The sequence below is a fragment of the Hoylesella pleuritidis genome (assembly GCF_963541955.1).
GTDB classification, from domain to species: domain Bacteria; phylum Bacteroidota; class Bacteroidia; order Bacteroidales; family Bacteroidaceae; genus Prevotella; species Prevotella pleuritidis.
The window spans coordinates 35,059-47,002 of the sequence record NZ_CAUTUT010000015.1; the positions used below are offsets into that span (position 1 = coordinate 35,059).

The 11,944-nt window shown below is 47.9% G+C and carries 8 protein-coding genes; 4 read left to right on the top strand and 4 right to left on the bottom strand.

The window, feature by feature from the left end; all coding sequences use genetic code 11:
- Nucleotides 1–68: 68 nt before the first annotated feature.
- Entirely contained in the window at nucleotides 69–1,163 is a 1,095-nt protein-coding gene (locus RWY97_RS07500; RefSeq protein ID WP_315566428.1) for a DegT/DnrJ/EryC1/StrS family aminotransferase, read from the top strand.
- Between the two features lie 211 nt (nucleotides 1,164–1,374).
- On the opposite strand, the gene RWY97_RS07505 is transcribed toward RWY97_RS07500, so the two are convergent.
- Genes RWY97_RS07505 through RWY97_RS07515 form a run of 3 tightly spaced genes read right to left on the bottom strand, consistent with a single transcriptional unit; the run spans nucleotide 1,375 to nucleotide 3,809 of the window.
- A complete protein-coding gene (locus RWY97_RS07505; RefSeq protein ID WP_315566430.1) occupies nucleotides 1,375–2,646 on the bottom strand; it encodes an outer membrane beta-barrel protein in 1,272 nt (423 codons plus the stop codon).
- Nucleotides 2,643–3,185, bottom strand: a complete 543-nt coding sequence (locus RWY97_RS07510) for an RNA polymerase sigma factor (protein ID WP_021583346.1) — start codon at nucleotides 3,183–3,185, stop codon at nucleotides 2,643–2,645. The genes RWY97_RS07505 and RWY97_RS07510 overlap by 4 nt, the downstream gene beginning before the upstream one ends.
- Nucleotides 3,186–3,809, bottom strand: a complete 624-nt coding sequence (locus RWY97_RS07515; RefSeq protein WP_315566432.1) for a hypothetical protein — start codon at nucleotides 3,807–3,809, stop codon at nucleotides 3,186–3,188.
- 331 nt (nucleotides 3,810–4,140) lie between these two features.
- Between RWY97_RS07515 and RWY97_RS07520 the strand changes: the two genes are divergently transcribed.
- The 3 genes from RWY97_RS07520 to RWY97_RS07530 all read left to right on the top strand — a co-directional run bounded on the left by RWY97_RS07520 (nucleotide 4,141) and on the right by RWY97_RS07530 (nucleotide 9,539).
- Entirely contained in the window at nucleotides 4,141–6,198 is a 2,058-nt protein-coding gene (locus RWY97_RS07520) for a DNA topoisomerase 3 (protein ID WP_315566434.1), read from the top strand.
- Nucleotides 6,199–6,304: 106 nt separating this feature from the next.
- The gene (locus RWY97_RS07525; protein ID WP_315566436.1) at nucleotides 6,305–7,543 is read left to right on the top strand and encodes a serpin family protein; all 1,239 of its coding nucleotides are present in this window, start codon (nucleotides 6,305–6,307) and stop codon (nucleotides 7,541–7,543) included.
- A gap of 490 nt (nucleotides 7,544–8,033) precedes the next feature.
- Entirely contained in the window at nucleotides 8,034–9,539 is a 1,506-nt protein-coding gene (locus RWY97_RS07530; protein WP_021583304.1) for a flotillin family protein, read from the top strand.
- Nucleotides 9,540–9,901: 362 nt separating this feature from the next.
- On the opposite strand, the gene RWY97_RS07535 is transcribed toward RWY97_RS07530, so the two are convergent.
- Nucleotides 9,902–11,926: a M13 family metallopeptidase gene (locus RWY97_RS07535; RefSeq protein WP_315566438.1), complete on the bottom strand. Its 2,025-nt coding sequence runs from the start codon at nucleotides 11,924–11,926 to the stop codon at nucleotides 9,902–9,904.
- Between the last annotated feature and the right edge of the window lie 18 nt (nucleotides 11,927–11,944).

An 11,944-nucleotide genomic window follows, 5' to 3' on the forward strand; every position in this document is an offset into this window, starting at 1 on the left:
AAAACCATCAATTTTTCATCACTAATCCCTCATCATTCATCGTAATCCCCCTCATCTGTCATCCATCAATGATCCCCTATTTAGATCTCAAACGCATCAACGCACAGTATGTCGACGAGCTGAACGAAGTCCTTTCGACCGTAGCAAATAGCGGTCGTTATCTGCAAGGCGAGGCCGTTTCGCTATTTGAAAAGCACTATGCCGCCTACATTGGAACCCGTCATTGCATCGGATGCGGCAACGGATTAGATGCACTCACACTGATTCTGCGTGCCTATATAGCACTCGGCGAGATGCAACCAGGCGATGAAATCATCGTTCCGGCCAATACATTCATCGCATCGATACTGGCTATCAGTGCCGCAGGATTGACTCCACGACTCGTCGAACCCACGCTCGACACGCTCCAAATCGACGACACACGCATCGCCGAAGCCATCAATACACGGACACGCGGACTGATGATCGTGCACCTTTACGGCCGATGTGCCTATACCGAACACATCCGAAAGCTGTGCGATCATCATCATCTGCGCCTGATCGAAGATAATGCACAGGCACACGGATGTCGTTACGCCAAGCGCCGAACAGGCTCATTGGGCGACGCATCAGGGCATAGCTTCTACCCGGGAAAGAATCTCGGGGCGCTGGGTGACGGCGGAGCGGTGACGACTGACGATGACCAGCTGGCCGAAACCATACGCTCGTTGGGCAATTACGGTAGCAGTAGCAAGTATATTTACCCTTTTCGCGGCATCAACAGTCGGTTAGACGAACTTCAAGCAGCTGTTCTCGACGTCAAATTACGGTATCTCGACGAGGCTAACGACCGTCGTCGCCGACTCGCCGAACAATATATTGCCTGCATTCACAACACTCATCTTCGCATTCCGAACTCTCCGAGCGACTGCGTTTATCATATTTTCCCCGTCTTTTCTACCCGTCGCGACGACCTAAGAAAATATCTGTCGGCCTGCGAAATAGAAACACTGATTCACTATCCTGTTCCTCCCCACAAGCAGAGTTGTTATGCCCGGCTCAGCCATCTATCGCTGCCCATAACCGAACAGATTCATCGCGAGGAGCTGAGTCTGCCCCTCCATCCGGCTCTGACGGATGAAGAGACCAATCACATCATCGATGCCGCCAATGCATTTCGATAGAAACAGCGGAATCGTGACGAGTAAACAAGTATGAAAAAGATTGACAAAAGAGCTTTCTCCGAATATTAATTTCTAAGTCGGAAAAGTTCATTCACAAAGCAAGAAACAACCGTTTTCTCTTTCGTTTTCATCTGTCAGCAACACAAAAGCCGCTTTTCATCATTCCGAATACAGTTAATCGGAAAATGAAAAACAGCTTTTCACATCTCTTTTATATTCCTTTAACGTTAATACGCAAACCTACCTGCACACTGAAGTTAAGCGGTGTTTCTTTGAACACATTGCGAACGCGACTTCTGTTATCGAAATAATACTTCACACCGGGCTCTGCATAAATGCCCACTTGGGGAAAAACATCGTATTGAACGCCCACGGACGCACCGGCAGACCATTGTACACGATCTTTATCCATTGGCTGTGGGTTGCCCTCAGTGGCAATATTCGCCTTGACATTGATATCGGCTTCACCGCCCAAAGAGACATAAGTCTTAACGTGTTTGATACCCCACACATTATAATGAGCCGTCAACGGAACGCCGACATAATGCAATGTCTGAACGTTTTTCACCTGTTCGGTCCCCATAATGTGTACGAAGTCGGAACGAACCTTGGTATAGGTCACACCCGTCGATACTGACCAACGACGCGACAGACCGTAACGCACCGACAAACCGAACGATATCGGCTGGTGATGATGCTCCTTTTCGCCATAATCAGTAAGGTAAATCGGGGCACGTTTGGCATAAGACATCTCGGCAAGATCATTATTTCCGCTTACCGATTCGCTCATCAGCACACCATTGGAATTGGCTTGTCCGATGACAGCATTAGACGCATAGGCCATTAGGTCTAACTTGGAATGACGAACTTGGGATGCGGAAGGGCGCGTATGGAATAAAGAATTGTTATTTGGGCGGGATGAGGTTGAAGCAGAAGTAGGATGCTCCCGCACGACGCCCTGTGTTCGGGCATTCTCGTTACGACTGTCAGAAGTCTGGCGATCGGCCGTTACTTGCGTTGCATTTAACGTCTTTTCGTCGGGTAATTGACCGTTAGTCACGTCGTGATTAACGGCATCTTGCGTTGCATCCAATTCACGATCGGAAGTGGCGAAAGCGATGAGAGACTTCGCTTTCACAAGTTGTCTCTCACCAATATTCGCTTGATAGTCAGAAATTGAGTTATCTTTGACGGTCTCAACAGCCCTTTCCGCAAGCGGTGTAGGATGCTGTACCTTATTTGCAAAACGGTTCTCTGCGGAGCGATAAGCAGAGCGATAGACGTAAATCCCGCCTAAAACGAGACAGAGCAGTACTGCAGCTACGGCAGCAATGCGCGTCATCGGCAGGATGCGAGCACGCCGCCGGGTTTCGGCCTGACGGTCGAGCACCCGCTCAATATCCTGCCACAAATCGTCCGGGGCAGCCTCTTCATAGTCTGCCAAACGGTCGTGCAGTCGTTGTGTCCAATCTTTTTTGCTCATATCTCGTTGTTTTTTAAATATTCATTGATCATTTTCCGCAATATCCTTTTGGCTCTCGAAAACTGCGATGCAGACGAGTTTTCTCTGATTCCCAACCTTTCGGCAATCTCTTTATGACTCATCTGCTCGAAAACATACATATTGATCACCGATCGATAACCCACAGGTAGCTGGCCTATCATTCCTGTCAACACATCGGGCGGAATCTGCTGTACGCCGGGATCGTCGTCATCGGAATCTTCGGGAATATCATCCGTGTAACAGAATCGCTGATTGCGCCGTAAGAAATCTAATGCTTCATTAGCCACAATACGGGCTATCCAGCCTCTGACAGATCCCTCGCCGCGATACTCGAAACGACCGATCGAGGTGAATATCTTCACAAAACAGTCCTGTAAAACATCGCGCAGATCTTCCCGATCGGGTATATATCTCAGGCCGACAGCCGTTGCATAGCCGGAATATCGGTCGTACAGCCGCCGCATTGCAGCCCTGTCGCCCCGCCGAATATCGTCTAACAGTACCTGTTCTGCCTCCACTTACCTGTTGCTTTCCTTTCTTTTAGTGCCTGTAAAGACCAGACTCAACTCGGGAACAGGCCGTTTCAGGCTGACACTTTTCGATTCCTGCTTCCCGTCTGACATCTCATCAGAAGTCGTAACATAACTGTCGGTGATGGAGCTGATCTTAATCTTGATCACAAATGAATTGGAATATCTATTATATATGGCCACGGGGCGCTCTTTGATGACATAAATTGAAGTAAAGGTCGTATCTCGCGCAACATAACGAAAGCTGTAATTCTGATGCTCGAACGCGAAATAATAGCTGTCGTGAGACACACCGTTAATGGTATAATGCAACGGGAAACCGTAGTCTTTTTCTGCTTTAATCGGAGCATCTGCAAAGAATTGATGGTAATATTTCCCGAAAACATAAGTCCGCGGCATATTGCTGATATCAACATAAGCACCGACATAAACCTGTACAGAGTCCGTTTTCTCTCCGTTTACAGTCCAACACCCGTCGTAATAACCAGAATACAGCCCTTTCCCGACCTGACTATTCTCATACGGCATACTGTCGTTATCGCTCGACATACACGCATTGAACGTGAAAGCGGTCAGCATCGCCACCATCATCAATATACAGATTCTCTTCATTTTCTGTCCGATTCTTTACTTTATAACTGCAAATATAGGAAATCTTGCAACAATCGAAGTTATTTTTTGCCACAAAATGCAGATCATCTCTATAAAATCGACCATCAAAGAACGTATTTCTACCGAATGCGAAATAAGTCTTTGCCGTATCCGATAATTCTCTCTTGGCGATGACCATCAATATCCCTTAGGATCAACGACCGATGCTTTATTAGGAGTAATGATGAACATCTTTTAGAGAATAACGGTCGGCGCCCCGCCTGAGAATGAAGATTTGGGATATTGAAAGGATTTTCTTACCTTTGCATTCCCGAACAACGACACGGTAAGAATGATTGTTTGCATAGCAGAGAAACCCAGTGTAGCCAGAGATATTGCACACGTTTTGGGAGCGACAAGCACCCACGACGGATATATGGAAGGCAATGGCTATCAAGTAACGTGGACTTTCGGTCATCTGTGTACACTGAAAGAACCGAACGACTATATGCCCAACTGGAAACATTGGAGCCTTGCCGCTCTGCCGATGATTCCCCCGCGGTTTGGCATTAAACTGATAGACGACGAACGGATACGCCGGCAATTTGCCGTGATAGAACGCCTGATGCAGGCTGCAGACGGCATTATCAACTGCGGAGATGCCGGCCAGGAGGGTGAATTGATTCAACGCTGGGTGATGCAGAAGGCGCAAATTAAATGTCCGGTCAAGCGACTTTGGATTTCATCGCTTACCGAAGATGCCATCAAACAAGGCTTCGATACGCTCAAAGATCAATCCGAATATCGGCCGCTTTATTTGGCGGGGCTTAGCAGAGCGATTGGCGACTGGATTCTCGGAATGAATGCCACACGTCTATACACGTTGAAATACGGGCAGAACAGACAGGTGTTGAGTGTCGGTCGCGTGCAGACTCCCACGCTGGCACTTATCGTTCAGCGCCAAAAAGAGATAGATGGCTTCAAGCCCGAGCCTTATTGGGTGCTCTCCACGATTTACCGCGATACGCTGTTCACGGCCGTCAAAGGGAGGTTCAGCAACAAGGAGGATGGTGAAAAGGCTTTCGCCGGCATTGCCGGGAAACCCTTTGAGATAACAGACATTACGAAGAAGAAAGGCTCGGAGGCGCCTCCGCACTTGTTTGATCTCACGTCTTTGCAGGTGGAATGCAACAAGAAATTCAGCTATTCGGCTGAGACCACACTCAATCTGATACAGAGCCTTTATGAGAAAAAGTTCACGACATATCCCCGCGTAGATACACAATATTTGAGCGACGATATCTATCCCAAATGTCCCAGCATCTTACGGGGATTGCGCGGATATGAAACGTGGATACAACCACTCGTCGACCGACCACTCATCAAAAGTAAAAAGGTGTTCGATTCATCCAAAGTTACAGACCACCACGCAATTATTCCCACAGGTGTTCCGATACAGAATCTTACCGATATGGAACGGAACGTTTATGATTTGATTGCCCGCCGCTTTGTCAGCGTGTTTTATCCAGATTGCAAGTTCGCCACAACGACCGTATTTGGGGCCGTTGACAAGACCGAGTTTAAAGTCAGCGGTAAAGAGATTCTTGCCCCGGGATGGCGCATTGTATATGAAAAAGAGCAGCAAGTGCAAGACGATGATGAGACCAAAAAGAGTGACGAGGAGCGCACATTGCCCACATTCACAAAGGGAGAAAGCGGTCAGCACACGCCAACATTGACCGAAAAGCAGACCACACCACCCAAATACTACACCGAGGCCACATTACTCCGCGCAATGGAAACAGCAGGAAAATTCGTAGAAGACGAAGCTTTGCGCAGTGCCCTGAAAGAGAACGGCATCGGTAGACCCTCATCGCGCGCCTCGATCATTGAAACGCTCTTCAAGCGCCACTACATCAAACGCGAACGAAAGAATCTGTTGGCCACACCGACAGGCATCGAACTCATCGATACCATTCACGAAGAGTTGCTGAAGAGTTGCGAGTTAACGGGTATTTGGGAAAAGAAACTGCGCGACATCGAGCATCAGAGATATGACGCCAATCAATTTATCAATGAATTGAAAGCACAGATTACAGAGATCGTCAACGGCGTCTTACGGGATAACAGTAATCGTCGCGTCACCATAACAACCGAAGAAGACTTGAAGAAAAAGATGGCCAAGAAAGCTGCATCAACCGCTCGCAGCTCATCATCGAAACCGAAGAAGAAGTCCAAAACAAAAGAAACACCTCCGCACTCGCTCCCAGCCGATGACAGCATCATCGGCAAGCTCTGTCCCGTTTGCGGCCAAGGCATCATTCTCAAAGGTCGCACTGCTTACGGATGCAGCAATTGGAAGAATGGCTGCACATTCAAATTACCATTCGGGAAAGGTATCGGACAGTAATTAGGAAATCTTTCCATCTTTCCATTTTTTCATCTTTTTTCGTTATTCGTGCAAGATTTACAGAGTTTTTTGTTTCTCTAATAAACAACTTTAAACTCACTCAAAAATGAAAAAGCTATTGATGAATTCCTGCGTAGCGCTCACCGCAGCGACTATGCTCATTGCCTGTGACAAAAACGACAATCCGACACCGGGAATTAAATACAATCCGGGGAAAATAACATTGTCAGCCGCACAACAACAAAATGTTAACGGAAACAACGGATTTGCCCTGCGACTGTTCAATCAGGTTGCTTCTGCATCTGATAAAAGCTTTGTTCTCTCTCCGATCAGTCTCACTTACACGCTTGCAATGCTCAACAACGGAGCAGCAGGCGAAACACAGCGCGAAATAACCAAGGGCTTAGGATTTGGTGAAACGACGCCAACTGCTGTCAATGCATTGTGCAACAAACTGATTACCGAGGCTCCGAAGCTCGATAAATCTACCCGAATCGATATTGCCAATGCCGTGGTCGTCAACGAAAAGTATAAACTATTGCCTGGCTTTACAAGTACGGTTACCAAAGATTATGGCGCACTTGCGGTCAACAAAGACTTCACCTCACCGGCCACACTGACTTATATAAACGACTGGTGTAAGACTAAAACACAAGGAATGATTCCTCAAATAATAGACAAGGTCAATCCCAAAGCATTGACTTATCTGCTGAATGCCATATATTTTAAGGGCCGTTGGCTGGAAAAATTTAATAAAAACAATACACGTGAGACTACCTTTACCACAGAGAAAAACGTTAAGACCAAAGTGCAGATGATGCACCAAAAAGCAGGTTTCCGCTATAATGAAAATGCTATTTGTCAAACCTTAATACTTCCTTACGGCAATGGGTCTTACCAAATGGTAGTTCTTCTGCCCCGAGAAGGTAAAAAGATAACCGATGTTTTAAACAGTTTAAATGCCGAGAAATGGACTGACAATATCAAAAAATGTCACAATACGAAAGTCAATCTATCGCTCCCACGCTTCACGACAACTTATAACCAGCAGCTGAACAGCATTGTACAAGCGCTGGGTATGTCTCTGATCTTCAATACAACGAAAGCAGACTTCTCTCGATTGAGTACTACTCCAAGTTATGTTTCTCGTATTTTGCAAAACGCAAAAATAGAAGTAGACGAGCAAGGAACTAAGGCAGCAGCTTCCACAGTTGTTGAAAATGGGCTCACTGCTATTGGTCCAGAATCAGAAGTCGTGTTCAAGGCCGATCACCCTTTCATCTACGCGATTACCGAACACAGTATCGGAACTATCTATTTTATGGGTATTTATCAAGGAAACTAATTTTCTTCACTTCATACGTTGATGTCCCTTCCCCAACCGATTGCGACCGGGGAAGGGACAAATTTTATCTACATATTAGGTAAAGTATAAAAACTCAAACCAAGAAAACATTCATATCGAATTTCAAAATTCATCTTCCATCCCTCACCCCATACCTGGCAATAAGCAGTAGTATAGGACTTCTGCCCCACTACCCCTATACTACTCGCCGTCTACTCCTATACTTCTCATTCAAAATAAATATGCTGCAAAATGTTTCGATTAAGGTGAATCAAGCCGACAGACAAACAGATTCGATACCTACAAACGCATTATTCTGTCAGATTTCAAGCAAAAGAATAACATCTCTTGATAGGAAGATCAAAACGCACACGCATTTCAAAAATAAACACTTGCAGATTTGAAAAGAAATATGTATTTTTGCCATCACAAATCAAACTCGGAAGAAAATATCTGAATATTCAATAACCCTACAAAAACAAATCGGCTTATGGAACCAACCATTTATGCAATCATTGCCGCAGCCGTTGTACTGCTGTTCATTTTTATCTTTACTTCTTATGTCAAGGCGCCGCCCTCTTATGCATTCATTATCTCGGGACTCAGCCGCGAACCGCGTGTACTCATCGGATCGGGTGGCTTTCGCATCCCGTTCCTCGAACGATTGGACCGTGTTTACTTGGGACAAATCACAGTGGATATCAAGACCGAGGAGAGCGTTCCGACCAACGACTTCATCAACGTAGACGTGGATGCCGTGGCGAAGATACGCGTCACGCCCAATGCCGAAGGCACACGCTTGGCCGCAAAGAACTTCCTCAATATGACTCCCACGATAATTGCCGAACAGCTGCAAGACTCATTGCAGGGTAATATGCGCGAAATCATCGGTACGCTCGACCTGCGGTCGCTCAACACCGACCGCGACGGTTTTTCCGACCAAGTGATGCAGAAAGCTCAACCGGATATGGCCAAATTGGGAATAGAAATCATCTCGTGCAACATCCAGAACGTGACCGATAAGGAAGGACTTATCCACGACCTCGGTGCCGACAATACGGCAAAGATTAAAAAGGATGCATCCATCAACCGAGCCAATGCCGAGCGCGATGTGAAAATACAAGTGGCACACGCCGACAAGGATGCCAACGATGCGCGGGTGGATGCCGACACGGCTATCGCAATGAAGAACAACGACCTCGCCCTGAAACGGGCCGACCTGAAAAAACAGGCCGACACCGCACAGGCTGATGCCGATGCGGCCTATGCCATTCAGCAACAGGAACAGCAGAAGACCATCAACATCAAGACCGTCGAGGCCGAAATCGAAAAGACCAAGCGTGAGCAGATTCTCTCGCAGGAACAGATCGTCATTCGTCAAAACCGTTTGTCCGCCGAAGTTGAGAAGAAAGCAGATGCCGACAAATATCAGGTTCAGAAGAATGCCGAGGCCGATCTCGAACAGCGCAAACGCGTGGCCGAAGCCCAACGCTATGAGGCTGAGCAGCGAGCACAGGCTCAAAATGCGGCTTCTGACGCCACCCGCTACCAATTGGAGCAAGAAGCCCAGGGTATCAAAGCCAAAGGTGAAGCCGAGGCTTATGCCATTTTAAAGAAAGGTGAGGCCGAGGCACAAGCAATGGACAAGAAAGCCGAGGCTTACAAGAAATATAACAATGCTGCCGTTGCACAAATGATGATCGAAGTCTTGCCGCAAATTGTGGAAAATGTGGCCAAACCGATCAGTGCCATCAAGGATGTCAACATTTACAGCGGAGACGGGAACGGCATCAGTGCGATGAGTGGCAATGTACCCATCGCCATCAAGCAGGCATTCGATGTACTCAAATCGGCCACCGGCGTAGATATGGCCGACATTATGAAAGCCGGTTCTATTCAGGCCAAGACCACCCGAAACATCAATCTCAATGGCGAAGCACAAGAGGTTATCGACAGTATCAAAGGCGAGGAACCGACTGCTCCCGAGAAAGATTGAACCGAGCCTCGGAAAGACAAATCCCCGGATGCAGCATTTTATTGCATCCGGGGATTTCTGATATCCAAGACCTCGTGAGAACATCAAAAGTATGTCGCTGCAACCCTCGAACAAGGCGAAACCGCTTTCATCTCCATAAAAAAGATGCGCTTGTACCCCACGAGTGGGGTACTTCAAGGGGGCACTCGTGGGGTATCATCGCACCCCACTCGTGGGATGCGTTTATAGATCACTCGTGGGATGCAACATCATCCCATTCACAAACAATTACAATTCGTCGAACTCACGTTATTTTAATCTACCAAAAACCGTTGCAGACACGAAGCGGTCTGCAACGGTTCTTTCTTAGGCCGGGAGAACCCTTACCAAATATGTGCGCGCTTGTTCTTAGGGACGAACAGGCGGTCGCCTTTCTTAACGTTGAAAGCCTGATACCAGGCATCAATCATAGGCAGAGCACAGTTTACGCGAGCGATACTCGGCGAATGTACATCGGCCGTGAGCAGATAAGCCTGAATCTGCGGCGTAGCATTGCGCGCCCATACGCGAGCATAGGCAAGGAAGAAACGCTGTGCAGGCGTAAAGCCGTCCTTATCGGCCAGCGGATTCTTTTTCATCTCGTTTTGCAGAGCACGGAACGCAACGTTCAGCCCGCCGTTGTCTCCGATATTCTCGCCGAGCGTCTGCTTGCCATTTATTTTCTTGCCGGGCAGTACCTCGAAGTTGCTGAAATGATCTACAAGCACTTTCGTCCGAAGATCAAAATTCTTCTTGTCGGCCGCTGTCCACCAGTTGTGCTGATTACCGTTCTTGTCGAACAGGCAGCCCTGATCGTCAAATCCGTGGCTCATTTCGTGACCGATCACGGCTCCGATGGCCCCGTAATTGGCCGCATCATCGGCTTGCGGATCGAAGAACGGCGGTTGCAGAATGGCCGCAGGAAAACAGATCTCGTTAGTCGTGGGGTTGTAATAAGCATTGATGGTCTGCGGTGTCATTCCCCATTCGGTCTTATCCACGGGCTTGTTTACCTTTCGACCGATCTCATCCATCGTGAACCACTCTGAGACCCGGGCCATATTGTCAAACAAGGAGAGACTATCGTTGATTTGCAGGCCACTGTAATCCTTCCACTTATCAGGATAACCAATCTTGATAATGAAGTTGGCCAGCTTGTCGATAGCCTGTGCCTTGGTAGCGGCACTCATCCACGTAGCCTCCTCAATGCGCTCTCGCAGCGCCGTTTGTAAGTTGTGCACCAACTCGATCATACGCTTCTTGCTGCTTTCAGGGAAATATTTCTCTGCATAGAGCTTGCCGATAGCCTCGCCGAGAACGCCGCTTACGAGCGACACGCTACGTTTCCAGCGCGGGCGGTCCTGCTGAACACCACTGAGCACTCGATTGAACGCGAAAGAGGCAGCACGAAACTCGTCGGTCAGCATACTCGATGCACTGGATATGACACGCACTTCGGCGTAACTCTTCAAGTCGTCGAGCGATGCCTCGGCCAATATTTTCTCGACTTCGTGGATAGGTTCGGGCTGCCCGACGTCCACTTCATCGAAACGCGGGAAGCCCGAAATCAGAAACACGTTGCCCCAATCAATGCCAGGAAACTCTTCAACGAGCTTGGCATAAGTCATCTTGTGATAATTCGCATCCACATCGCGCAACTTCACCATATCGTAGCTGACCCTGGCTATCCGCGTCTCAATAGCCATCACCGCCTGCATTTTCTTTTCGGCTGCAGCCTCGTCATAGCCCACGAGTGTAAAGAGTTTTTTTAGATAAACCTTGTAAGCTTCACGCACATTTTTAGTTTGTTCGTCGTCGTTGAGATAATAATCGCGCTCGCCCAAACCGAGTCCACCCTGACCAATACCCACGATATTCATCGCCGCATTGCGCTGGTCGGCTCCTACACCGATGCCAAACATCAATGTGTTACCACCTTGACGGTCAATGTCTGCGGCCACTAACTGATATTCTTTGCGGTTCTTAACGGCGTTAATGCGCGCCAACACCGGTTTCAGCGGAGCATAACCGTCCTTGTTCAAGCGCACGCTGTCCATCATCATTTTGTACAGGCTGCCAATCTTCTGCCCCAAAGATCCCTTCTGTTGCGGTTTACCGGCATACTCTTCGATGAGCGAGCGAATCTGCTTCTGCACTGATTCCTGCAAGTCGACGAATGCTCCGTTCATCGAATGCTCGGCATCCAGGGGATGCGTTTTCATCCATCCGCCGGCCGCATACTCGTAAAAGTCGTTCCCGGGCTTTACACTTGTGTTCAGATTGGCCTTGTCGATACCCGACGAAAGCTCCTGTGCATAGGTTGCCGTTGCAGCAAACGCCAACGCCACGATTAATGTTTTACGTTTCATTTTTATTCGATTTATGAA

Excerpts from the sequence above, each read along its gene's own strand:
- RWY97_RS07505 (WP_315566430.1), bottom strand. The coding sequence starts at position 2,646 with ATGAGCAAAAAAGATTGGACACAACGACTGCACGACCGTTTGGCAGAC.
- RWY97_RS07520 (WP_315566434.1), top strand. The coding sequence starts at position 4,141 with ATGATTGTTTGCATAGCAGAGAAACCCAGTGTAGCCAGAGATATTGCA.
- RWY97_RS07525 (WP_315566436.1), top strand. The coding sequence starts at position 6,305 with ATGAAAAAGCTATTGATGAATTCCTGCGTAGCGCTCACCGCAGCGACT.
- RWY97_RS07535 (WP_315566438.1), bottom strand. The coding sequence starts at position 11,926 with ATGAAACGTAAAACATTAATCGTGGCGTTGGCGTTTGCTGCAACGGCA.
- RWY97_RS07530 (WP_021583304.1), top strand. The coding sequence starts at position 8,034 with ATGGAACCAACCATTTATGCAATCATTGCCGCAGCCGTTGTACTGCTG.
- RWY97_RS07500 (WP_315566428.1), top strand. The coding sequence starts at position 69 with ATGATCCCCTATTTAGATCTCAAACGCATCAACGCACAGTATGTCGAC.
- RWY97_RS07515 (WP_315566432.1), bottom strand. The coding sequence starts at position 3,809 with ATGAAGAGAATCTGTATATTGATGATGGTGGCGATGCTGACCGCTTTC.